Genomic DNA, 24,431 nt, shown 5'->3' on the forward strand with positions numbered 1-24,431 from the left:
TGGCGGGGTGTGCCTCGACGGCTTGGATCAGGAAGGTCTCATAAGGCACCAGTTTGCCACCTCCCGGCGGACGGCCTTGGCGGGCGGGCGCCGGCGAGCCGAACCGCCGCTGGCGCTGCATCAGCTTGATGGCACAGCTGTCACTGACGCCAAAGTGGCGGGCCGCCGTCCGGCAGGAATGGCCCGCCTCGACGAAGGCTGCAACCCGCATACGAAGATCGAGAGAATAGCAGTGACCCATGATCCACCTCCCGTCCGACGAAGTGAATCACAGATCACATCAACCCAGAACCCTAAGAGTCGAATTTCCAGTCCGATGCTTTAGGAGGGAGTTCATGCTGACCCGAAGCGAGGATGCGGCCCTGCTCTTTAGCCGTGTGCTGATCGCTGCTCTGTTTCTGCCCTCTGGCTACAGCAAGCTGATGGCCTTTTCGTCGTTTGCAACTTCGCTTGCGAGCAAGGATGTGCTTTATCCAGAAACTGTTGCTGGCCTTCTGGTGGCAGCGGAGTTTCTTGGCCCCTTGGCCCTGATCATTAGCTTGTGGCCGCGCTGGACAGCAGTGGCCCTGATCGGCTTCACCGCCGCCATGCTTTGGCTGACATATGGCCCATCGATGACGGGGTTGGTCTTCCGTCCTCGTCAGAACGTGGAGTTTTTCCAGAACCTCGCTGTCATTGGAGGACTGCTGATGTATTTTGCCTGTGGGCCAGGGGTATGGAGCCGGACGCGCCTACGATGAGGATGGTCAACTAGACTGCGCCTAGGCCACGATCAAGCAGATCGTGGCTGGTTCATGTCGTATGCTGTCAAAGCAATTTTAGGTTCTGCTGCTGTTCATCGCCTTGGCAAGCCTCTCAAGACCAGACCGGAGCTTCTCCATACGGTCTTCTGACGTTGAAATTGTTTTGGCGAGCCGTATGAGGCTTATCCTAAGCTCCTCCATGTGTTGTTCTCGCGTCAGAGCTTGTAGCTCAGAAGGCGCGGATATCAGGACGGCAGGAGTCGGTGGGATTGGCAGATCCAACAATGGGGAAGACGAAGGAGATAGGGCTTGAGCCACCACAGTAGGCTTTACCGGTGCAACCCGCTGCTTTGCAGCAATCTTGCCCCTGGTTCTCTTTCGCACAACACGGTGGGACTTCTTCGCGCTCTTGCGGGCAACCGATTTAGCCTTGTGGACTTGAGATTTAGGTCGAGCCTCTGCGGAGATGCCAAGGCTGGGTTGGTGGGGATGAGGCGCTGACCATCCGAGGACAAGCGCGGTTGCAAACACCGGCACGAACTTCGTTCTCATAAGTACCCCCTCGACAGACTGCGCCCACCCCGGCGCTTAGCAAGAAGAAGGATGTCGCTCGCTCTTGTTGCTCAAGCTGAAGGCGCCCCGCAGTATTCTGTTTTTTCTGTTGCATTGATAGCCAAGAAGCTGTTGGTGAGTACATGTGTTATTGTTGGTAATGCCTTTGGGGTAATGCCTGCCTTGGTGAGAAAGCGCAGGCTGTATACTTCCATTCAGGATTAGCAGGGGCGACCAAGACCACGACGTATCCCCAGACCTACGGAAAATAGGGAGCGATCTTCAGCTTGTTGAGATGATCGGGCTGGACCGGAATGCAGCTAAGACCTCTTCGCACAAAGGTGCTCAACGGGAGGGGCAGGCTCCTGAGCATTAGGGACTGAACGAGCCGAACCTCAGATAGGAGCAACTATGACCGCCGCTGGCACTCATATCGTCCGGGTCACACTCCAGGACGAGCCGACAATCTATCGGGAGATCGAGGTCGAAAGCCGTAAAACGCTCAGCGTTCTAGCCGAGACAATCGTTCATGCTTTTGGCTTCGAGTTCGACCACGCCTTCGGCTTCTACTCCAAGCTCACGGGCCAGGACGTGATGCGCTCCCAGCCCAAGTACGAGTTGTTCGCCGACATGGGTGAGAAGACTGACGCTAGGAGCGTAAGGAAGACCTCCGTGGCCGACGCCTTCCCTGACGTGGGTTACACCATGCTGTTCATGTTCGATTATGGCGACGACTGGCGGTTCGTCGTCGAGGTCATCGGCATGGGCCAGAAGGTTGCGAAGACCCGTTATCCGAAGGAACTCAAGAAGGTCGGCGAGGCTCCGGAGCAGTATGGTTCATGGGACGAGGACGACGAGTCATCAGGCGTGCAACCCCAGTCACGCTGGTTCTGAGCATGTCCCTCTGGCTGAACCTTATCAAGCTATAGGCCGTCTTGGTCCACCAGCAACTCACGTAGCATCAGGATGGTATCGGCAGCTTCCAACAAGAGCGCCGAGAGGTCTTCCAGAGCCTCGTCGGCGGCTTGCTCCAGTTTTTCGACGGTATCCGTTCGAGTGGTCACCTTGAGGGCCTCCTCAGAGAGGGCTGATAGGGGCGTAGAAAAGATAAACGGCGTGAAACGCGCATTGATCAAGGACACGCCCACGCGGGAGCCAACACTCTCGGTTTTAGAGCATCGGACGAAAAGGCGGATCCACGACGTCCCACCCCTCTCCCTCGGGCAGAGGTGGAATCCGAGCGGGTCCGACAAACCGTCCGATGCTCTAGATCGAGGCTGCGAGCCCGCGATTCAATAACACCGGAGAACAAAAAGGCCGCTTCTCATGAGGAGCGGCCTCTCGATCCTCGATGCCGAAGCGTTAGGCAGCCTTTTTACGTCCACGCTTGGCAGGCGCTTTCGCTGGGGTGGTCACCACCGTATCATTGGCAGCCGCTTTGGCTTGGGCTGCCTTTGAGCGTTGCTGACCCAGGCCCATGCTCTTGGCCAACTCGGATCGCTTAGCGGCATAGTTCGGGGCGACCATCGGGTAGTCACGAGGCAGGCCCCACTTCTCCCGGTAGGCTTCGGGCGTCAGACCCAGTTTTCCAAGATGCCGCTTGAGCGATTTGTACTGTTTTCCGTCTTCCAAGCTGATCAGATAGTCCGGGGTGACCGACTTTCTCACCGAGACGGCAGGCGCTGGCTTCGCGTCGTCTTGCTTCCGAGCGGGCTGGCCAACATTCTGAAGAGAAGCGTGGACATTGGCGATTAGGCTGGAAAGTTCAGTGACCGGTACGGAATTGTTGCTCACAAAGGCTGATACGATATCAGCCGCAAGTTCCATGTAATTCGGTGTTGTTTCGTTAGTCATCAGATAAGCCTCTGCTTGAGGTTGCCGCTAAGGCAGGGACCTCAGATACCCATTTCCAAGTTTGCAGGCTGATTATAACAAGGAGCTAGATCTATGGCCCGATAAATACAAGAGGCGGTCGTGAACAATGTACTTTGGGAAACGATTTGCCTCGAACTCCCTGTGAAAAACTAATTTATGTTAAAGTTCTGGTTTCTTGGGCTTGCCCGAGCGCCACGCGACGAGAACAGCGATCTTGAGAACAGCACGATCTTCCGACTGCGATTATTGAGTCTCAAAGCAAGCCAAAAACAATTTTAGAGACACACGGGCATCGAGTGGCTGATCGAGAACGCCAAGAGCCTCTGGGAAGGATGCGGAGGGGCACGGCTATGAGGCCGCCGTCGCCCAGCATTAGGGTTGCTACTGTTTTCTAGCCAAGATGACCAAGCCATTGTGTTTGGCAAGAAACCTTCCGATCAGCTTTATGAAGATTTTAAATCATCCACTCTGCGGGTAGGTTGCTGATGGTTCTTTTCATCTGCTTCCCTCTTCTCAGTCTTTTCGTCGGAGTGGGATTGGAGATCGTCCCACCGATAGATCGGCCACATCTCAAACCAAACAATCGTCTTTAAGCTCCCGACTAGGAATTGCCAGAGCGTGATGCGCGGGAAACGCTCCTCATCATCCTCGTGCATGGCGGGTTCCTCGACATGATCCTCGGAGAAGCTAGAAGGCTCCCATTGGGAAAGTATGGGGCGAATTAGGCGATTTGAATGCGGGATTGTTTCCAGGGTTTTGATCGTTGCTCGCTCGTCCTGACGCGAGTTGCCCATGAAGCGCGAAAGCACTTCGTGATTGAGATTGTGGATGAGGCTGGTCAGACAGTCCTAACTGTTCCGTTCACCGAGGCGGAAGGGCCAATGTCGTGACTGAAGCAAGCCTTCACAAAGAAGCCCCATCCGGATTATTCGACGGATGGGGCCAAAGGGCGTTCAAGGAGGAACATCCTTAGCTTACCAAGTCTCTTCGATAGCTCTGTATGCCAACACACGAAGCCGTTGGCATGTCAGGCAGTGTTGTTGCACCTGAAAGATCGGACAGGATCATCCCGGTTGACGTGAGGCGATGAACTCACGCGGGGAACGATATCCGAGTGCCTTGTGCGGGTGAAGGCTGTTGTAGTGCTCGAACCATAAAGGAAGGCTCTCCAGCACGGTGCGGGCATCCGGGATTGGGTTTACCCGAGTGTAGTCGCGCTTGATCGTGCGCACGAAGGCTTCGGCGTGAAAGTGAGCCACTCTGAGGGCAGTTTTTTGCCGCACGGCTCCCACGAAACCGCTCCCTGTCGTTCTGAGTTCGGTCTTCGAGATCTGACATAACAGCCGATCAACGGTGACGGAGACGACTCTATGGGGGCAGATGAGAGCCGCCGGCGCAGCCGCGCGGTAGAACAGTGCACGCCACATCTACCACAGCACATCATTGAGCATATTGGGAAGGTCCTGCGGAATCGCTGCCGAGGAGACCTGCTCATTCCTCTACCCGGCGAGATGCTGGCCATGCTGGAGAAGGCCAAGCAGAGCCGAACCCTGATTAGAGCGGAGCGGGAGTAGCAGGTTGTGGGAGATCCGACGAGGAGCCCGGGAGGGCAGTACATCCGTGCCAGTCCCGGGCCTCGTCGACCGCTGTCGTTGATAGGCAGCTCGGGTGAGATTGAGCTGATTTGCCGGAGGTGACAAGCGGCTCAAAGGAGGCGCGGCAGCTTGGCGCACTCACCCGATCTCCTGCGCAATTTAAGGAAGCATTAACCAAGCCGGCAGAATATCGGCATGTCTCCCACACAATACGTGATGTCCCAAAAATGCTTGCCCCAGCTACTGTTCTTGTCGTCGAGAACGACCCCATCACACGCGAGCTGCTGGAGAATATCCTCCAGACTGCCGGTTGTCAGGTCTTGGCCGTTCCAACAGGCAACGCAGGGCTCCTATCGCTCTGCCAGCAGCAGGCTCAAATCGATTGGCTTGTGACAAGAGTGAGACTTCCTGGGCTGGTGGATGGATGGCTCCTCGCCGATGAGTATCACCGGCACAATCCGGACCGGCCGGTTATCCTGTTGTCCGGAGAGATTCTCGAGGCTGATTGTCCCTCAGTAGATGCCGTCTTGGTGGTGCCGCATGCCCCAATGATGGTGCTTGAGACATTGAAGGGGCTGGCATTGTTTGAAATGGTTGATGACGCTCCGGTCGAGATGCTTAGGGCTGCCTAAAGCTATCCGTATGGCCCGCACGTCATGACGGAAACATCCCAACTGAGGGGACCGGGTTCGGGGATCTCAACCTGGCTTGAAGGCCAGCTTGTGTCACTGAGGTAAGCTAGGAAGTGCGTCATTCGGATTGATCGAGACATCAGTGACGGTCTCCAGGACCGTTCCTGCAACAATGGGCGGTGCTCCTAGTGAAATGGTGATGGCAGCGGAGCACGCTGGGCAAGCATAGACCGTGCCGCTCTGCAGGGCACCGGAGCTTTCAATATCGACGCTGTAGCATTTCACGCTCAGCAGTGGCTCTGCGCAACTTGGACATTTGGCGGACATGGCAACCCCTCAGTCTCTCGCCTGCAGTCAAGCGCGATCACGCCAGCCGGTCAATTGAGACCTCCCACCAGATGGCATAGCTGACCAACATCAAGCCTCGTCCGTATCCGCCTCCTCCTTGCCAAACCTCGCCCACCGGCGTGCGGCATCTTATCCAGATCTCCACTTCGTCGGGGTGAGTAGACCTTCATGTGGCCTGCCTGAACTTCTCAGTTTGACCTAGTGCAGACCTTCACAGGTGTCAGGGCATGTCTGACGTCTGCGCCTTGAAAGCGGGAGCGCTGGGCCGCCTTTTGGCCCCGGCGATCGGTGTTGGCTCTGCGGGCAGTGCGCACAAGCCTGCCATCTGGATCAGGCCAAACCCGAACGTCGGATCCCACCCGGCCGCTCCCGTTACCGCGCCTGGGGCATCGTTTAGCCTGCCTGACGCGGCAATCTGACAAGGCCTTCCACGCTTGGGCGAGCAGGATCTCATGCCCATATTAGTCTTATGTCGCACAAGGACGCCTCCCCTCGTACCCTCGACCTGTTCGAGGACGTTTCGCCAGCCCCATTTGCTCCGTCCGGACCCGCTCTCACCTTCGCAAAGCAGCCGAAGTTAGCTGGATTGTCTGACGCACAGCTCGTTCGGCAGCTGGATGAACTTGTGGGTGAGCTGCAGCGCCGAATGGAGACTGATCCGCACGCTCGGCTTGAACTGGAGCGGGCCGTGAGCGACGCCCGTGGGTTGCTCGAACGTCTGGGCCTAAAGGACCCAAAGCCCGACAGACGTCGCCGAACCAAGATGGGGTCATTCCCGTTGCAAGAGGGGCAGCGCAAGGCCGTGCGGGCTGCTCTTCTGGCGGGGGTCGCGCCGGGACAGGTTGCCAAGCACTTCGGATTGCCACTGGCCGCAGTGCGCAAGGTGCTCACAGAGGCTGCCTAGACTCGCTTTCGGCTCCGACATCGCCGAAACACCCACTCTGTTGATCCTCTTAAAGATCGGATCTTACTGGCGCTGCCATGATCGGCGGCAGGCGGTGCGCCCAGGGACCGTCCCGCTCGAGCTGAGCTGCAAACGAGAAGAGGGTTACTTCCTGCCCGAAGCGCGCGACCGCCTGCACGCCAACGGGTCATCCATCAGGCGTCCAATGCAACGGCAGGCTGGCTGCAGGTTGCCCTGTGATGTTCCAGATCGGGGAGAACGGCATGAACCGGAACGCGCGATCCGCCGCCTGCCGCAAGAGCGGCCCGTAGCGCAGATATCGGCCGACGCCGAGGCGGGCTGCCAATCCTTGCAGAGCCGCCTCAAAGCCTCTCGGGTGAAGGTCTCCGTGCCGGACCGGAGGGCTGGCCAGAGCGGGCGTCAACAGCAGGTCATACGTCTCGAAGAAGCCGGCAATTGTGCGCGTAGCCCGGTGCAGACGCTCCAACGTGACCGAGAGCTCCGCGGCCGAGAAGCCGTGCCCCAGCTCGCGGCACAACCACGTGCTCACCTCGACATCGCTGCGCCGGGCCCTGGTGCCGGTGATCTCCTCCGCAAAGGCGAACTCCTGGGATACCGCCGCTAGAAAGGTGACGAGAAACCAGCTGAAGTAATCCTCCGGCACGGAAGGGGCGGCTTCCTCCACATGATGGCCTAACTCGGCACAATGCCGCGCTGCGTTCTCCACCGCGGTCCGGCACTCCGGATCCACTGCGGCTCCGTTGGGAGCCGCTGAGCTGAAGGCAATCCGGAGCCGGCCGGGCGGCCTTGTCCCAGCTTCGGTAAAGGACCCATCAGGTGGGGCAATGCCGTAGGGGGCCCCGAGATCAGGTCCAGCAATTGCGTCCAGCAGGCGGGCACTGTCGCGGACGCTGCGGGTCACAGCATGCCCGATGGCCGCGCCATGCCAGCCCTCGCCGATATAGGGGCCGTTCGGAGTGCGTCCGCGGGTGGGCTTGAGCCCGAACAGCCCGCAGCAGGAGGCCGGGATGCGGATCGAGCCGCCGCCGTCGGTGGCATGGGCCATTGTCACGGAGCGGGCCGCCACATGGGCGCAGGATCCACCTGACGAGCCGCCGGTGGTGCGATCCAGCGCCCAAGGGTTGTTGGCCCGGCCTAGATGCCGGGGCTCGGTCACCGGGGTCAGTGACAGCTCGGGGACCTTGGTGCTGCCGAGAATGATCAACCCTGTGGCTTTGAAGCGGCGGACCATCTCGCTGTCGTGCGGCGGCACCCAGCCGCGCCAGATGCGACTGCCGTTGTGATACGGGATGCCAGCGGCAAAATGCATGTTGTCCTTGAGCAGGAACCGCACACCCGCAAAGGGGCGAGCACCCAAGGGCTCATGGGCTGCTTGGCGGGCCTGGTCCAGCGTCCATTCGGCCATGCCGGCCAGCTTCGGCTCCACCTGCTCCAACCGCGCGATGGCGGTTTCGACGAGTTCGGCGGGACTGACCTGCCGTTGGTGCACGAGGTCGGCCAGCGCTGTGGCATCAAGGGTAATGTAGTCCTCGGCAAGTCCCATTAAAGCTTACCTGTCCAGGAGCAGGCGCCAAGGCAGCACCCGACCCATAAGGTCAGCTCGGCCGTCCAACAATGGATCAGAGGCTTTGTCACATCAAGGAGTTATACTTGCCTATACTGCACCTGCCACGAATGCCCGTTCGTGTATTTTCCATGCCCTGAACAGGCGGCATTCACCGCCAAAATGGCCTTAACTTGCTTGATGTGACAACTCCAGCACTGACGGGAAGGGCAGCGATCCATCCAATCCGGGTAACGGCGGCGGTAATGCTGACGGCCACGGCGGGAATGGTGGCAATAGCAATGGGGACGGCGGAAGCAAGCGGTAAGTGTCCAGGCACGGCCCCAATCACGGCAGCTTCAGCCTGACCAGCGATTGCGAGAACACTCGCTAACTATAGTCAGTCAATCAGGCGCCTTGGCTGCTTAATTTGGCCATGGGCGCTCTCGCTCTGAATACATCTGGCACACGACGTTTGTACTCGCCCTAAAGAGCTGGCCCTATCATGCCTTGACGCATGTGAGAGCACCTGCGTCCTCGCATGACAATCGTGCACGCGGACTGGTACTCTTGCATCGGCGAAGTGCGCCGAGAGCCGAGCAAGCTTGCGGCTCCTGCTCGATCCAAGCGACAGCGGTGCTGACATAAATGGATGGTCTATCGGCAATGGGCATGACTGGCGTATGTTGCTGGTCGTCTCAATCGCAAGTCCGGTTGTCGGCTGGGTCAGCGGGCTTCTGGGCTACCGCAGTTGAGTCCCAAGCGGGACTGACAAAAGGCAATTTCCTCTCCGCTACGGCCCAATGTCCAGTCAGAACGGCTGAAGACGCCTCAGGCAGCCCGACGGACTGGGAACGCCGGCACAACCAGGTGCTCATAGCGCCCCGCCCGCTCCACAGCACCGACAAGCCGGCTGCTGAAGCGCAGATGAGCCTCCTTGAGCAGGCGCAACTGTCTCGCAATCGGCTGCGCCCGTACCGTGCTGTCCGTCACGAGAGCCCCAGCGGCGCCATAGAGGTCGTCAGCGGCGGCCTCAATGCCGGGGTTGCGCTGGAATAGGTTCATGGCGTCAATCAAGTGTCGCCCGAGATCACGTAGGTCTGCGCTCCCACCGATTTGTTCAATCCGCGCCAAGACCGGCACAATCGCTGCCAGCTTCTCATCAACTGCCTCAGCAAGGTTTTTGAACGTCACTTCCGTTTTTCCCCAAGACAGCCGACGTGGATATTCGGCTCACGGGAAGAATGTGCTCGTATGGTTAACGAAGCGTAACTTGTGGCCAATCAGGTCAAGCACGTTCGTCAGAATCGAAATCAACAGCCCAAAGTGACGTTCACGTGTTTCTCAACCCTGTAGTAAGCGGGGGAGTAGTTCTGAACGCATTCTCGCGGTGGTCAGCCCTCGCTGCGAGATCCGGGTTGAAGGTTAGTGGAGCGGCGGGTTCGGTGGGTAGGCGACCGTTTTAGCTTATTGGCCACACAACCTCTTGCGGCATTATCGTTCTGTCAAAGGATCCAAAACAGCAGCTTATGCTTTATGTTTAGAGCGAAAAGCGAAGCTCTGATGCACCGGCCGAACCAAACTATTCTTGCTAGGCAATCGCCACTCTAAGAAGGAAACCGGGTCTATGCCATTTCGCCAATTCAAAGCCTTAACCTTCGACGTGGTTGGCACGCTCATCGATTTCGAGAGAGGGATCATCAATCATATCCGTGCCGTGGCTGGTGATGCTGCACAGCATCTCAGCGATGATGTGATCCTGGAGGCTTATCGTTATTCACGGGCCGACAAGTCGTCTGGCCTGTACCCGGACGACCTGGTTCGCGTCTACAAGGATATCGAAAGGAAGCTTCAGCTGCCGCATGTCCCTGGCGCAGCCGAAGGTCTGAAGGATTCGGTCAAGGATTGGCCAGCGTTTCCCGATTCCGTTGATGCTCTTAAGCGGTTGCGCAAGCACTTCCGCCTCGTTGCAATGACGAATGCCCGCAGGTGGGCGCTGGACCACATGGCAGCTACCTTAGAGCAGCCTTTTGACGAACGTGTTACCGTCGACGACGTGCGTTTCGAGAAGCCGGATCCGCAATTCTTTGCTTTCGCACGTGGGCGCCTCAGCACAAGCGGAATATTCTTCGAGGATATCCTGCACGTGGCTCAGAGCCAGTATCACGATATCGGCGTTGCAAAAAAGATTGGTTACACAGTAGCTTGGATCGAACGTCGTAAGGGCCTCAAGGGTTTCGGCGGAACGTTGGAAGTGCCTGAGCTAACCAAACCCGACTATCACTATGCCACTCTGGGCGAGCTGGCCGATGCTGTCGAGGCAGAGCTGGGTGCCGGATAGTGACGCGGAGCCAGGGTGCCGGTCGCCTTGGCCATTCTTTAGGGGAGGGCAGAGATGCATGTGAATTCTCTGTGGGCTGCAACGGCAGAAGCAGAGCCGGTATTCCCATGCCTCAAAGGTCACGTTCAAGCTGATGTTGTCGTCATCGGCGGCGGCTATACCGGCCTGTCCGCCGCCTATCATATTGCTGAATCAGGCCGGGCGCCGGTTTTGCTCGAGGCAAACCGGATAGGCTGGGGCGCCAGTGGTCGTAACGGTGGCGTCGTTTCACCCAAGTTTCGGATCTCCTTCCCCAGCATCGCTGCCTCACACGGCCGTGAGATCGCCCGGCGAATGTACGATCTCGCATACGAGTCCGTCGACTGCGTCGAGGAGCTTGTGGAGGCCCTGAGCATAAAGAGTGCGGGCTTCGGTCGTTACGGCCACATCGCTGCTGCTCACACGCCGCGCGCCCTCGCGAACCTCGCGGTAACGGGTGATTGGATCAAGGCGGAGTATGGCAAATCGGTAATGCTCGGACCTGAAGAGGTAAGGGAGGAAATCGGCACAAAAGTCTTTTTTGGTGGTCTGCTCACCGCTGATGCCGGGGGGATCCATCCCTTGAATTATGCGCGTGGCCTTGCTCGCGGACTTCAGGCGAAAGGTGTTCCAGTCTATATCGAAACACCCGCCATAAAGGTTCGAAGCCGTGGCGCCGGTGTAATCGTTGAAACCCCGGAAGGCCAAGTCACTGCCCGTCAGGTGATCCTTGCCACGAATGGCTATTCGGGTCTGACAGGTGCGACAAAGCCGATTTACCAGCGGCTTGTACCATTCCGGAGTGCAATCATAGCCACGGCACCGCTCTCAGCCAATGTTCGAGCTCAGATTCTTCCAGGTGGGCGCCTTTGCGGCGATACCAAACGAATGCTGCGCTGGTTCCGCATCGTGGACAAGCAGCTGATTTTTGGCGGTCGCGGCGCCTTCGGCCGGAATGACTCCCCATCTTCGTTCAAGAGTCTTCGCAGGGACATGACGGATCTCTTCCCTGTCTTGGAAGACACGCCTATTGTCCATGAATGGTCAGGCCTCGTGGCAATGACACTCGATGCCTTACCACATGTGGGGATGCTCGACGAACGGACTTATTTCGCCGCCGGCTACAATGGGACCGGCGTCGCAATGGCAAGCCTGATGGGCCGGTATCTTGCTCGAAAGACGGCTGGCGAAGCAACGTCAGCAGCTCTCCTAGAGACGCTTCCCCTGCACGCGATCCCGTTCCATGCCCTTCGATCACCTGGAGTTCGTCTGGCGGCAGGCTGGCAACAGTTCCTCGATATCTTAGGGCGTTGACCAACTACAACCGCTCGTACTGGGCTCGTCCACAAGAACCTATAGAGTGACAATGAACGCTTTATCTGGTCTCCTTGCGCGCACCGATGCGCCTGAAGATCTGCGGATCGATACTTTCGCTTCTTCAAGGAGACCTATCCTGCAGTTCCTGCCAGTCACCAATTTCCTCAGATGCGAGCCCACCGAAACCGCGATATCGTGAGAGGCTGATTGCATGACACTTCTATACTTGGCGGATCCAAGCCGTGGCTCGCGTTGGAAGTCGATGTTTGCAACCGAGGCGCCGGATATTCCCTTCATGCTCCCTGAGGATGACGTCGCTCCGCATGAGGTACGCTACCTTATGACATGGGAGGTTCCGCCAGATTTACAGAGCCGGTATCCTAACTTGGAAGTCATTTTCTCGGCAGGCGCGGGAACTGATCAGTTCACCCCCGAGCTTGTTCCAATCCATATTCCCGTCGTGCGGATGGTCGAGCCTGGCATGACCGCCGGCATGACCGAATACGTTAGCTTTGCCGTGCTGGCCCTGCATCGGGACATGTTGGATTATATCGCGAACCAGTCCAAGGCGGCATGGATCCCCCGTCTTATCATCCCGGCATCCCGTCGCCGCGTGGGGATTATGGGATTGGGTACCTTGGGCCTTTCAGTGATCGAGCAATTGAAGAAGTTTGGGTTTCAACTTTCAGGTTGGAACCGCTCAACACGTTCCGTCGAGGGCGTCACCAGCTACACCGGACGTGACGAACTCAACGCATTCTTAGCCTCCTGCGATATTTTGGTTTGCTTACTGCCACTGTCTAACGAGACACGCGGCATTCTGAACAGCCGCCTCTTTGCTGCGCTCCCACATGGCGCAGGCCTCATCAATGTTGGACGCGGTGGGCACTTGGTGGAGGAGGACTTGTTGGCCGCTCTCGACAGCGGGCGAATTCGCAACGCGATCCTGGACGTTTTTGCGAGCGAACCATTGCCGGAGGATCATCCCTTCTGGAGGCATCCGCAGATACTTGTTACGCCGCACATTGCCAGCATGACGCAACCTGAGAGTGCCACTAAGGTGGTGGTTGCCAACATCCGCCGCCATCAAGCCGGCGAGCCACTGACCGACGTCGTCGATCGTTCAGGGAAGTCTTGAACATCCCGCCCAGTGCGATTGGGGTCACGAGGCACCCCAAGGGTTATGATGAGAGCTATCTGTTGCGTTCGGATCCAAGGCGCTCTCAATGCAAAGGTTTTTTGGGCTAAGCTGAAGCAACAGCAATTGGTTCAAGCTGTAACCCTTGAGTCGAGTTTTCAAAGCTGCAAGAAATAGTCACTGTCGATGTAGTGCTGGCTGTGCTTGAGAGCCATCATCGTCGGATTGTGAGAGTGCCATGAATCCGAATTACTTTGCTGCCTTTCGTGCAGTCATGCTTACGGGGACGGTTAGCGGCGCTGCAGAAATCCTCGGGCGCAGCCAACCCGCTGTCAGTCGCTTACTCGATAAACTGGAGTATGAACTCGGTATTTCCCTTTTCGAACGACGTAAGGGCTTGGTGACTCCGACGCCACAGGCGCACGAACTGCTTACTGAGATAGAACGTGCTTACGTCTCCCTAGAGTCCCTGCGGACCTTTGCTCTACAGCTTGCGAAGGGAGGAGGAAGTCACATCAGCCTAGCGGCGCTGCCTGCGCTGGGGCTCGACTTCATGCCACGTGTGCTGTCGCAATTTCATGTGCACCGGCCAGAGACAAAAGTGTCTCTAAGCGTTCGGACGTCCTCGAAAATCGAAGAGTTCGCTGCGGCTCAACAAATCGACTTCGGCATAGCTGAGATGCCGTTTCGACGGTCGGGATTCAAAATCGAGGTTTTCAGTACCGCACCCTATGTTGCTGCGGTTCCTGCAAATCATCCGCTTGCTGATCGTTCCAGTATAAGTTTGGAAGACCTGTCTCGAACTCCCATGATACTGTATTCCTCATTTGCTCCTGCGCGCCATCTGCTGGATCAGGCCACTCAGTCTTCGGGAATCGAAACTGAAGCGATCTTCGAGACTAACCTGTCTGCTCCCGCGTATGCCATGGTGAAACATGGTCTTGGTATCGCCATATTGGATCCTTTCACGGCGATCCTGCAACGATGCGATGAGGTTAAGCTTCTTCCATTCACTCCTACAATTCCATTTAAGGTAGCGCTGCTTCGACCGGAGACTCGGCCATTGACCTCGGCGGCGGAGGCCCTTTTTGCAACCATGGCGGATATGAAGACCATTGTCCTTGAGAAGCTGCCCAGTTGATCGTGTCGGTATAAGGAAAATGCATAACGATCTCCGATCATTCGATTTTGAATAGAACAGGAGTGTTGCTTTAACTGCGCTGGCTAACAGCTACTCGAACTGAATGGCATGATGCGCAGCTCTCACAGTCAACTGAATGACCTGCATAATGGCTGCTTGGATATATGTGGCAGAGCTGACCATAGCGATCAGCGCCTGACAGCAATTGTTGGATTGAGGCCGCAGGTTCGGCAGGGGGCCTCAACCGGTTGCCGGCTTGGCCGTGTACCGGAAGTACTGCAAGGCCGCCGATCCCATAATCTTCAACGCGCAGTTCGGCTCAATCTGCCCAGCAATTCTGGTGTTCTCCGCATGGCTGCCGCATCTGAGACAACCTTTCGGGGTCTGGGCCGGCGGGCAGCCTGCAGGCTTCTGCAGGCGCGGCATCCCACGGCTGATACTCACTTGGTTCGATGGCCGCATCGTCTCGCTGCGGATCGAAAGTAGCTGATCATGCTGAAGTCCTGATCGAAGTTGGAGGTATAGCAATGAGTTTTATCACCGCGCGGGTTCGTCCAGTTAAGGTGTATCACGGTTATGATGATCAAAGACAAATCATCATCGATGATTTGCCTGCTCGCGATTTCGTCGAAAAGGTCATAAAGGTCGAAAGAATATTATCGTTTACTGAAGATTACTTTTTTATCGAATGCCCTCACGACACAGTTCAGATATGGGAATACGAGGGTGACCTTTCAGGCATAAAAGTTCAGCTGCAGGCAGCAGGTATGCTGTTGGGCCAGGTCCATATCAGCTGATTGTTGCTGGCGTGCGATCGATCTGCCTAGGTGCCAGCACGTCAAGGCAATCTTTCCCAGAGTCACCTCCTCTGAAAAGGTTTGGTCATGTGATCCATCTCCAAAGAAAGTACTGGAACGTGGTTAAATGGAGCCAGATCGGTGGAAGATCGAAACATGGAGCTGGGGGAAGTAAGTTAAAGCTCAACCATCATGGCTGAGAACTAGATGTAAGGAATTGTCTGTGATTGTCTCTACTCTCCCTCCACTAGTTGTTGTTGGTTTGGCCACTGTCGTTGCGGTGGGAACCCTGTCGACCCGGGCTCATGCCTGGAGGAGGGGGCGGGTGAATGCGCCCGTGCGCATTTCCGACCTGTTGAATGTACCTCGTCGTTATCTCGTCGACGTTCATGCCATTGTCGATCGCAGGCCCATTGCCGCACGCATGCATACCTTCGCGGCTGGCGGATTCCTGCTTACGGGTATCCTCGGGCTCCTAGCCGCGGCTGGTCTCTTGAACGGCCACGTCGCCGCTGTAGTGATCGCCTTATCGGGGATGTCTGGTATCGCGGGGGCCACATTTGCTTTCGCCCGCCGCTCACCCCGAAAACCATCATACCTTTCGGGCGGCCTTTACTACAGTCTTCCTTGGCTCCTCGGCCTCGCCAACATCTTCTTTATGGGTGTCGGAATTTCTAGCGCTGCCGATCTAATGGTGGCGTGGAACACGCCGAGTGGAATAATCCTGCTGCTCACAGGAATGGTCTCTTTGACGGGCTTGGCGTTGATTACAGGGAAAGGGCCTATGCGACACGCATTGGCTGGGACTCTTCACCTGGCGTGGCATCCTCGACCAGGACGTTTCAACGGGCAGTCCGCCGATACGGCCTTTGCACAAATTGATCTCGATGCACCAAAACTGGGCGCTAATCGCGTTGAAGACTTCGCCTGGAACGAGCTTCTCGGTTTTGACAGCTGCGTGCAGTGCGGTCGATGTGAAGCCGCCTGTCCTGCCTTCGCGGCGGGTCTTCCTCTCAATCCCAAGAAGTTTGTCAACGACATCGCCGGCTCTAATGCTCCTGTTCAGTACGCCGGCTCCCCTCATCCCGGTCTGCCGGAGCATCGAGAGCAAGCCGGCCCAATCCTGATCGGGGAGGAGGGGGCCTCAATTGCGCCGGAGACGATTTGGGCATGTACCACGTGTCGGGCATGTGTTGACGCATGCCCGATGATGATCGAGCATCTTGATGGAATGATAGCTCTAAGACGGTTCGAAACGCTTGAGCATGGAGCTACCCCGGGCAAAGCTGGGGATCTGTTTGATGCGTTGCGCGAAACCGATACGCAATCTGGCAATCCTCTTCCCGCACGCCTTGATTTCGCGGCCGATCTCGCCCTCCCGCTGATGAAGGAACAGCATCCTGTCGAGGTTCTTCTCTGGATCGGGGAGGGCGGGTATGAGCTGCGCAATCAGCGGAGCCTGCGTGCGTTCATCAAGCTCCTGCGCATCGCCCAAATTGACTTCGCAGTGTTGGCAGAAGAACGGGATTGCGGCGATGCGGCCCGCCGGCTTGGCGACGAGATCGAGTTCCTGCGCTTGGCGCAGGCAAATATAGCAACTTTGTCTCGCTATTCCTTTCGCTCGATTGTGACCCTTGATCCCCATGTCGCCCATAGCCTTACCCGCGACTATCCTTCCCTCGGAGGAAATTACCAGGTCTTTCATCATACGACTTTTCTGGATGGATTAGTCAGAGAAGGCCGCCTTTCTGTCGAAGGACAGTTGAACGGACGGGTGACTTATCACGATCCTTGTTATCTTGGACGCTATCTGAACGAAATTGATGCCCCGCGTGCTCTCATTGACAAGCTTGGCGTTGAGCGGGTCGAAATGGCCCGGCACGGACGTCAATCATTCTGCTGCGGTGGTGGTGGAGGTGGCCCGGTCACCGACATCAAGGGGAAGCAGAGAATTCCTGACCTGCGCATGGAGCAGGCGCGCGAAACGGAAGCCGAGATAGTCGTAGTCGCTTGTCCGAACTGCACGACAATGCTGGAGGGGGTGACACAGCCTAGGCCGCTGGTTCGGGAGTTAAGCGAGATCCTCCTGGAAGCCGTAGAAAGACGCTCCTCATGAGAGATGATGAGCCTCAAAATCCCCTCCGCAGGGACCCGCGAGTTGAACGCGATCTTCGGCGGTACCGGAAGGAGGCCGCGGCCCCGGCTGAGGCACAATCTCTCCGTCGGAACCCCCGCGCCGAACGTGACCGCCGCCGTCAGCGGCCTGCGGTTCAACTCAGCGGTTCCGGCCTTCAGGCACGATCGCCGGATTTTGCGACGTCCTCTCCCCAGAAGAATCTCCGCAAAGGCCGCCGCGGCGAGGATCCTGGTGCAATTGCCTCCCGGGCTCCGACATCCCGCTCGCCGGAAACGGAAATATTGCGCCTCGAGGCTCCCTCGTGCTGGGTTCTGGTGGTTCCGGATACACCCTCTGGGACCCTCACAACTCACGATCGGGACGCGATTGCCGCAGCGCGGCTGATAGCCGACAACAAGGATGGTGGAGTCATTGCTTTGGCTCCTGCGGACGCCACCGGTTACGGCCTTATCGGTGTTGATCGTCTTGTGCCGCTACCGGGTACAGACGCGGACACAGGGGTGCGCCTCGCATTGGTCGAGTCCATTTTGGCGCAATGTAAGCCAGCTCATATCGTTCTTCCTGACACACCCCTCGGCGGGGGGCACCTGGGACGCCTGATCGCAACCCGGCAGTCACTTAACATTGCCCCGGGAGTGGTTCGGATTTCGGGGGGCGAACTGGTCCGACTATCGGATGGAGGACGCAAGGAGCAGACTCTTCCAATGGCTCCCGTCGTTCTTGTGGCGCCGGAAGTATCAGATCCAAAACCGGGCCCTCGTCGGGAGGCGCGTGTTCTTCCAGTTCCCGCTCCGCCTGCCATCGAGGAAGCGGTTCAGGATCATGGCCTATTACCGGTCGATCCATACTCCGTTCCTCTGCAGGAGGCAGATTTTATCATTAGCGCTGGGAACGGTGTTTCGGACTGGGACAGTTTCTCGGAACTCGCGAAGGTCCTGAACGCTGCGATCGCCGGGACCCGAGCAGTCTGCGATGCAAACCACCTTCCACGCCATCGGCAGGTTGGAGCATCTGGCACCTTGGTCAGTCCGCGGTGTTACCTGAGCTTCGGGATTTCTGGAGCTCCGCAGCATCTCCAAGGCATCGCTCGCTGTGAGCGGGTGATCGCTGTTAACACGGATCTCCATGCGGATATGATCAAGCGCGCAGACCTCGCGATCATCGCAGATGCTCAGGCTGTAATGCCGTCGCTTTTGGCTCTTCTGAGGGAAACCCGATGAGCGCGGATACTCTTGTTGTTCTCCTGTCAATTGGGCAAAACCCGGTGTCGGGACGCCCCCGTCGCGCTGAGCGGGACGCCCGCGCCCTTTCGATGGTGCTGGGGACAGGCAAGCCCGTGATTGGCCTCCATGCTGGGGCCCCGCATGATGCTTTGCATGAATATCTCGGCATGGGACTTCCCCAGCTTATCAATCTCAATGTTGGAGGCGGCGAGGATCCGACTCCGGCCATTGCGTCTGTCTTGTCACGCATAAAACCTGGCTTGGTGCTCACAGGAGCGCGCGCCGAGATCGGGGACGGAAGTGGTCTTCTCCCCTACGCAATCGCCAATCGGCTAGCGATGCCTGTCGTGCCTGAAATCGTTTCCGTAACATTCAGGACGGATTGGACAGAACTCCTGCAGGCTGTTCCTGGTGCGAGGCGACGTGTCCTTCAAGTCAGCGGGCCGGCCGTCGTGACCGTCGGCCATCATGGTCCACCTTTGCGTCAAATTGCAAAAGGCCCAGCACGACGCGGCGTCATCAAGGAGGTGGCCATCCCCGAAAGCCTGCCTCTCGCACCAAACCTTATGCTGCCGCCCCTTGCAGAGAGGCCAGCGCGTAAACGGCCGAAACGAATTGGACCCACCTCGGAAAGTCAGTCGGCTCAGAATCGAATGACGCTGACGGACCCAGATGCGGAGGCCGCGGCGCACGCGATCCTCAGCTTCCTGCGCAGCGAGCGCTTTGTCCTCGATCCGGCACGCGAGGCCAGCCAAACTAAGGAACTTGCTTCATGAATGCCCACTCCGCTCTTCTCAAGCCGCTGAAGATCAAGAACCTTGTGATCCGCAATCGGATTATGAGCACGAGCCATGCTGACCGTTTTGCAGATGGCGGCCGCCCAGGAGAACGTCTTCAGCTCTATCACGAAGAAAAAGCAAAGGGTGGGATTGGCCTCACAATGTTCGGCGGGTCATCGTCCGTTGCTCCGGATAGCCCGGCTGCACTCTGGAACGGGATCTCGTTGGAAAGCGATGATATCATTCCGCATCTCCAGCAGTTCGCAGATCGTATTCACAAGCACGGCTCTACGCTCATGGTGCAGATGACCCACATGGGTCGACGCACCCGCTGGGATTCGGCCAACTGGCTCGTTCCAGTCGCGCCAACTCCGAAGCGAGAGCATTACAGCAGGTCGGTCTCACGAGAGATAGAAGACTGGGATATCCGTCGCATCATCAAGGGATTCGGTCAGGCGGCGCGTCGGTGCAAGGAAGGGGGGCTTGACGGTATCGAGGTGATGGCTAGCGCTCAGCACCTCATCGACCAATTCTGGTCCCCGATGATTAACCAGCGGACAGATCAGTACGGCGGAAGTCTTGAGAACCGCATGCGCTTCGGCTTCGAGGTGCTTGAGGAGGTGCGCAAGCAGGTTGGCGACGACTATATCGTGGGGATGCGCCTCTCCGGCGATGAAATGATCGAAGGAGGTCTGACAGCGGAGGACTGTCTGGACATTGCAAGGCGCTATGTCGGTTCCGGAATGCTGGACTTTGTGAACGTGTTGCCAGGCCAGCTCAATGACATGATCAATTATGCAAAGTATCTGCCTAATATGATCACACCCTCTGCTCCCTTCCTCTATATGGCGAGCGCGATCAAGGCCGAGATCGACATCCCGGTGTTCCATGCCACTCGCATTACCGACCTCGCAACGGCTACGCGAGCGATTGAGGAAGGCCATGTAGACATGGTCGCCATGACCCGCGCCCATATCGCCGACCCGCATATCGTCAACAAGATGATGGAAGGGAGAGTTGACGACATTAGGCCATGTGTCGGCGCCTCATTCTGTCTTTCCGGACGCGGGGCCGTGTGCCTGCATAATGCGGCGACCGGACGCGAAGGCTCAATCCCGCATACCATTCCAAAATCATTGATTAAACGTCGTGTCGTCGTCGCGGGTGGAGGGCCTGCCGGCCTGGAGGCTGCGCGCGTTTCTGCGCAGCGAGGTCACGAGGTAATCCTGTTTGAGGCTGGAGAACAGCTCGGCGGGCAGATCAATATTGCCGCCAAGGCAACTTGGCGAGAGGGCCTCGCCAATATCGCCCGCTGGCTGGAGGGACAGGTCAAGCGCTCCGGTGTTAATGTCCGAATGGGCCACAAGGCCACGGCCGCGGATATCGAGGCGCTTGAACCAGACGTCGTCGTGATCGCCACAGGTGGTCGCCCCAACTTCGACGGCGTCGAGGGGAGGGAACATGCTATCAGTACATGGGATATCCTGACCGGGAGCGTCGAGCTGGCGGAAAACGTCCTCATTTGGGACGACAGCGGCTACGAGCCTGCTATCTCTTGTGCGGAATTCGCTGCGAAGCGGGGAGCGGTGGTCGAGCTGTCAACTTACGATAAATACCCAGGTGAGGAGGTTTCCAAAGCAAACCTCCCGATCTTCTTGCGAGAGACCTACAAGCACGATGTGGTCTTCACTCCTGATCGCACGCTCAAGCGAATCTATTTGGAAGGAAACAAGAGAATTGCTGTCCTTGCCAATGTCTTTACCGGCGAAGAAGAAGAGCGGGCGGTTGACCAAATCGTTATTGAGCAGGGAACATTGCCCGACGTCGGACTCTATGACGACTTGAGACCCCGCTCTCGCAATCTCGGAGAGGTTGATATTGACGCGCTCATCGCCGGGCGCCCGCAAGACATCACCAACAACCCAGAAGCACGGTTCCAACTGTTTCGGGTCGGTGATGCGGTCGCAGGTCGTAACATTCATGCTGCCGTCTATGACTCAGTCAGGCTTTGCAAGGATTTCTGATCAAATCACCAAGCACCTTGAGGTCAGGAAAAATTAGGCAGCCATGAAGATAAAATCAGTTCGCATCTATCTGATCGAGAGCGGCGGAATTCGCCCGGTTGTCGTTGAGCTTTCGACCGACGAGAATATCGTCGGACTCGGGGAGGCGGCAATTGCCTATGGGGCCGGCGGCACAGCTGCAGCTGGCATGTTGAAGGACCTGAGCGAGCGCTACGTCGTCGGCAAGAATCCATTCGAGATCGAGCGGATATGGTCCGAGATGTACGATCATTCCTTCTGGGCGAAGGGCGGAGGGCCGATCGTATTCGCCGCGATCAGCGCCATTGAGCAAGCCCTGTGGGATATCAAGGCGCGGGCGTTGAACGTACCGGTCTACGAGCTTCTCGGCGGGAAGTTGCGCGACCAGTTGCGATCCTATGCAAACGGCTGGTACTTTGGCTGCCGGAGCAACGCGGACCTTCCAAATGCGGCTGAAAGGACAGTGGCGGACGGATACAGCGCGATCAAATTTTATCCCTTCGCGACCATCCTTGAAGATGGGCGGCTTCGCCACCCCGCCCGCCGCTCCAGCGATAGGACAATTCGCGCGGCGGCTGTAAACACGATCGCAGACGTACGGAAGGCGATTGGCCCGAACGTTGAGATCATGCTCGACCTGAGTGGCGGCCTTACACCTGACGAGACGATCCGTTTTTGCCACGAGATTGAAGAGATCGGAGTTACCTACGTTGAGGAGCCCGCAGATCCATTCGATCCAGGCGCGTTGCGCAAGATCGCGGCCAGCATAAGTATCCCGATTGCGGTGGGTGAGCGGATCTACACCCGCTACGGCTTCCGCGACATAATGGAATCTCGTGCGGCCGATATTCTACAACCCGACATCGGTAACACTGGCGGTATCTTCGAAGCCAAAAAAATTGCCGCAATGGCAGAGGCTTATAGCCTCAAGGTCCAGCCGCATATCTGCGCGAGTGCACTGTCGACTGCGGTGGGGATGCATTTCAGCGCATCCATTCCAAATTTTTACATACAGGAACATTTTCCGTACTGGTCGCGCACCCAAGGACACTTCGACGTCTTGGAGAACCCTCTCGAGCCCTCTGTAAGGGACGGCTACATCCCGGTCCTTGACACTCCGGGCTATGGAGTCTCGCTGCGCCGCGAGGCATTGAGCCGATTCACCTGGGCGGAATGTACGCATGATTAAGCTTAGTTTTTCAGCCGAGGAGGTTGCGCATCAAAGCACCGATCAACTCAGACCTCAATGATCTTCTCCCCACGCTGTCGACATCTCCCGGGATATGCCGCTTCCGCTCCTCGGGTCCCGAGGAAGTGAAATGAGCCTTGGCTGAAATTTATTACTATCGATCTATGCTGAAAAACTGCCCCGGATGCACTTGAAAGATGCATGTAACGAAATCCGTGTCAGTTTAAATCGCCTTGACTTGGGGGGCGTAATGTATTTGGCCGCGCCGCTAGAGTATAACAAGTGCAATTTTACTTGACACGGGTAAAAAACGAAATTGTTATATGCTGAAAAATCATATCTATGAGAACCATAGCCGTTTGGCACTTGACTACTGAAACTCAGACAATCGTCCGCAACAAAACCAGAGTACCGCGCGGAACAGCGGAGCCCATTCAACCGAGGCAGGAGATCGCACATGTCCGATGAAACAGACAAAGCCAAACAAAATGGCCATGCAGAAACGGGAGCCGGCTTGCCGCATGTAAGCCGCCGCATGTTCAATATGGGCCTTTTGTCGAGCAGCATGATTGCAGCAAGTGGGCTGCCGATCATCGGCTCGGCATTAGCTGCGCCGACGCGTGGTGGTACGGTGCGTCTTGCCGCGAACCAGCAGAGCACAAACGACACGTTCGACTCTGCCAAGTATGTAAAAGGCGACGATTACATCCGTGGCACAAGCGTCTTCAGCTATTTGACCCGGCTTGATGAGCAGGGCAATCCTCAGCCTGAGGTTGCTCGTTCCTGGGAGCCGAACGAGAACGCGACCCGGTGGGCTTTCAAGATCCGCCCAGGTATCATGTTTAGTGACGGCACTAAGCTGAGTATAGATGATATTGCATTCTCTATCCTGCGTCACAAGGAAGAGAAGGTAGCCTCAAGTGCGAAGCAACTTGTGGGCAACATCAAGTCCGTTGCTGCCGACGGTCCCGACACAATGGTGATTGAGTTGGAGACTCCGGACGTTGATCTGCCTGTCCTTGTAGGTATCTTCCAGTTCGCTATCGTGAAGAAGGGTACATACGATTTTGCGAAGCCGATCGGGACTGGCCCCTTCGTGGTGAAAGAGTTTCAGCCAGGCATACGTACAGTCTTGGTGCGGAACCCCACCTACTGGAAGGAAGGCCGTCCTTACATCGACCAGTTCGAAATATTCTTCATCCCGGATGCTGCGGCACGCGCGAACGCGCTGCTCTCTGGGGATGTTGACATGATCATCGAGCTGCGTGGCAGCGGCATCGAAGAGGTTGCGAAGTCCAGTAACGCAAGCGTCTTTGTGACGCCGAGCACACGCTACACCGCAATCCAGGCGGCAGTTGATCGCGCTCCATCCAACAATCAAGATTTGAATCTGGCCTTGGCCTACCTCGTTGATCGTAAGCGTGTCCTGGATACGGTGCTACGTGGCTACGGGACCATTGCCAACGATCATCCAATCGGCCCGAAGAGCCCATATTTCAACTCAGCGCTCCCGCAGCGAACACTCGATACCGACAAGGCAAAGTTCCACCTCCAGAAGTCTGGCGTCGGCCAAGCGAAAATCGAAGTGTCGGTAAGCGACGGTGTACTTTACAGTGTCGATATCGGGCAGTTGATGCAGCGGGAGGCCTCGCGAGCCGGCCTCAACCTTGAGCTCCGGCGTGAGCCGGCAGACAGCTATTGGAGCGCTGTCGCAGGAAAGCGTCCATACTTCGCGACGAATTTCCACCCGCGTCCAACCTACAACATGCTGCTTAACCTTGCATGGCGCAAAGGAGCGGTGTGGAATTTCTCGCACTATGAGAATGATAACCTCGAGAAGCTTATCATAGACTCGCGTGCAACGCTGGATCCGGCGAAACGCAAGCAGCAATATGATGAGATCCAGGCGATCATCTATAACTCAGGAGCAATGGTTCTTCCCTGCTTCCTTAACTATGTCGACGGCGTTTCGAACAAGATCAAGGGCCTGACGCCTATTCCTGTTGGCAGTCTCGGCGGCTTCAACTTCACGGATCGCATCTGGCTCGAAGGCTGATCTGAACCAGACGGCGTGTTGGCAGAATGATATAAGGGGG

21 protein-coding genes and 1 pseudogene are annotated in these 24,431 nt (G+C 57.2%); 15 read left to right on the forward strand and 7 right to left on the reverse strand.

What is annotated here, in order from left to right:
* Positions 1-241, reverse strand: a 241-nt coding sequence (locus tag DRB19_RS12235) for an IS630 transposase-related protein (protein WP_245439450.1), incomplete at its 3' end; no start/stop codon positions are given.
* A gap of 94 nt (positions 242-335) precedes the next feature.
* Here DRB19_RS12235 and DRB19_RS12240 point away from each other — a divergent pair.
* Entirely contained in the window at positions 336-740 is a 405-nt protein-coding gene (locus tag DRB19_RS12240; RefSeq protein WP_147023088.1) for a DoxX family protein, read from the forward strand.
* A 966-nt stretch (positions 741-1,706) separates the two neighbouring features.
* Positions 1,707-2,189, forward strand: coding sequence for an IS1096 element passenger TnpR family protein (locus DRB19_RS12245; RefSeq protein ID WP_114186322.1), 483 nt, complete (start codon positions 1,707-1,709; stop codon positions 2,187-2,189).
* A gap of 29 nt (positions 2,190-2,218) precedes the next feature.
* On the opposite strand, the gene DRB19_RS29925 is transcribed toward DRB19_RS12245, so the two are convergent.
* From DRB19_RS29925 to DRB19_RS12265, 4 genes and pseudogenes are all read right to left on the reverse strand, one after another.
* Positions 2,219-2,359: a hypothetical protein gene (locus tag DRB19_RS29925; RefSeq protein ID WP_162815673.1), complete on the reverse strand. Its 141-nt coding sequence runs from the start codon at positions 2,357-2,359 to the stop codon at positions 2,219-2,221.
* Positions 2,360-2,657: 298 nt separating this feature from the next.
* Positions 2,658-3,149, reverse strand: coding sequence for a Ros/MucR family transcriptional regulator (locus DRB19_RS12255; RefSeq protein ID WP_114186324.1), 492 nt, complete (start codon positions 3,147-3,149; stop codon positions 2,658-2,660).
* A 464-nt stretch (positions 3,150-3,613) separates the two neighbouring features.
* Positions 3,614-3,964, reverse strand: coding sequence for a hypothetical protein (locus DRB19_RS12260; protein WP_114186325.1), 351 nt, complete (start codon positions 3,962-3,964; stop codon positions 3,614-3,616).
* Positions 3,965-4,234: 270 nt separating this feature from the next.
* Positions 4,235-4,414 (reverse strand): annotated as a pseudogene (locus tag DRB19_RS12265) (integrase core domain-containing protein); the annotation flags it as partial.
* Between the two features lie 449 nt (positions 4,415-4,863).
* On the opposite strand from DRB19_RS12265, the gene DRB19_RS12270 reads away from it, so the two are divergent.
* Entirely contained in the window at positions 4,864-5,397 is a 534-nt protein-coding gene (locus DRB19_RS12270) for a response regulator (RefSeq protein WP_245439471.1), read from the forward strand.
* Between the two features lie 1,036 nt (positions 5,398-6,433).
* Positions 6,434-6,649 carry a hypothetical protein gene (locus tag DRB19_RS31110; protein ID WP_245439451.1) on the forward strand — a complete coding sequence of 72 codons (216 nt, stop codon included), beginning with the start codon at positions 6,434-6,436 and terminating at the stop codon, positions 6,647-6,649.
* Between the two features lie 187 nt (positions 6,650-6,836).
* Here DRB19_RS31110 and DRB19_RS12280 read toward each other — a convergent pair whose 3' ends face one another.
* Positions 6,837-8,213 carry an amidase gene (locus tag DRB19_RS12280; protein ID WP_245439453.1) on the reverse strand — a complete coding sequence of 459 codons (1,377 nt, stop codon included), beginning with the start codon at positions 8,211-8,213 and terminating at the stop codon, positions 6,837-6,839.
* An 831-nt stretch (positions 8,214-9,044) separates the two neighbouring features.
* On the reverse strand, positions 9,045-9,407 hold the full coding sequence (locus tag DRB19_RS12285) for a hypothetical protein (RefSeq protein WP_114186328.1): 363 nt from the start codon (positions 9,405-9,407) through the stop codon (positions 9,045-9,047).
* Between the two features lie 433 nt (positions 9,408-9,840).
* Between DRB19_RS12285 and DRB19_RS12290 the strand changes: the two genes are divergently transcribed.
* The 11 genes from DRB19_RS12290 to DRB19_RS12345 all read left to right on the forward strand — a co-directional run bounded on the left by DRB19_RS12290 (position 9,841) and on the right by DRB19_RS12345 (position 24,391).
* A complete protein-coding gene (locus DRB19_RS12290) occupies positions 9,841-10,554 on the forward strand; it encodes an HAD-IA family hydrolase (protein ID WP_114186329.1) in 714 nt (237 codons plus the stop codon).
* 54 nt (positions 10,555-10,608) lie between these two features.
* The gene (locus tag DRB19_RS12295; protein WP_114186330.1) at positions 10,609-11,886 is read left to right on the forward strand and encodes an NAD(P)/FAD-dependent oxidoreductase; all 1,278 of its coding nucleotides are present in this window, start codon (positions 10,609-10,611) and stop codon (positions 11,884-11,886) included.
* A gap of 214 nt (positions 11,887-12,100) precedes the next feature.
* Positions 12,101-13,027, forward strand: a complete 927-nt coding sequence (locus DRB19_RS12300; protein WP_114186331.1) for a 2-hydroxyacid dehydrogenase — start codon at positions 12,101-12,103, stop codon at positions 13,025-13,027.
* 238 nt (positions 13,028-13,265) lie between these two features.
* A complete protein-coding gene (locus DRB19_RS12305) occupies positions 13,266-14,168 on the forward strand; it encodes a LysR substrate-binding domain-containing protein (protein WP_114186332.1) in 903 nt (300 codons plus the stop codon).
* A gap of 527 nt (positions 14,169-14,695) precedes the next feature.
* Positions 14,696-14,965, forward strand: a complete 270-nt coding sequence (locus DRB19_RS12315) for a hypothetical protein (protein WP_114186334.1) — start codon at positions 14,696-14,698, stop codon at positions 14,963-14,965.
* Positions 14,966-15,188: 223 nt separating this feature from the next.
* On the forward strand, positions 15,189-17,081 hold the full coding sequence (locus DRB19_RS12320; RefSeq protein WP_245439455.1) for a DUF3483 domain-containing protein: 1,893 nt from the start codon (positions 15,189-15,191) through the stop codon (positions 17,079-17,081).
* Complete coding sequence (locus tag DRB19_RS31860) at positions 17,078-18,322, forward strand: electron transfer flavoprotein subunit alpha/FixB family protein (RefSeq protein ID WP_114186335.1); 1,245 nt, start codon at positions 17,078-17,080, stop codon at positions 18,320-18,322. Before DRB19_RS12320 ends, DRB19_RS31860 begins: the two co-directional genes overlap by 4 nt.
* The gene (locus DRB19_RS12330; RefSeq protein ID WP_114186336.1) at positions 18,319-19,101 is read left to right on the forward strand and encodes an adenine nucleotide alpha hydrolase family protein; all 783 of its coding nucleotides are present in this window, start codon (positions 18,319-18,321) and stop codon (positions 19,099-19,101) included. Before DRB19_RS31860 ends, DRB19_RS12330 begins: the two co-directional genes overlap by 4 nt.
* Positions 19,098-21,128, forward strand: a complete 2,031-nt coding sequence (locus DRB19_RS12335; protein ID WP_114186337.1) for an NADH:flavin oxidoreductase — start codon at positions 19,098-19,100, stop codon at positions 21,126-21,128. The genes DRB19_RS12330 and DRB19_RS12335 overlap by 4 nt, the downstream gene beginning before the upstream one ends.
* A 43-nt stretch (positions 21,129-21,171) precedes the next feature.
* A complete protein-coding gene (locus tag DRB19_RS12340) occupies positions 21,172-22,335 on the forward strand; it encodes a mandelate racemase/muconate lactonizing enzyme family protein (RefSeq protein ID WP_114186338.1) in 1,164 nt (387 codons plus the stop codon).
* Positions 22,336-22,792: 457 nt separating this feature from the next.
* The gene (locus DRB19_RS12345) at positions 22,793-24,391 is read left to right on the forward strand and encodes an ABC transporter substrate-binding protein (protein WP_114186339.1); all 1,599 of its coding nucleotides are present in this window, start codon (positions 22,793-22,795) and stop codon (positions 24,389-24,391) included.
* Positions 24,392-24,431: the final 40 nt, after the last annotated feature.

Source organism: Microvirga aerophila, from assembly GCF_003332305.1.
Taxonomy (GTDB): domain Bacteria; phylum Pseudomonadota; class Alphaproteobacteria; order Rhizobiales; family Beijerinckiaceae; genus Microvirga; species Microvirga aerophila.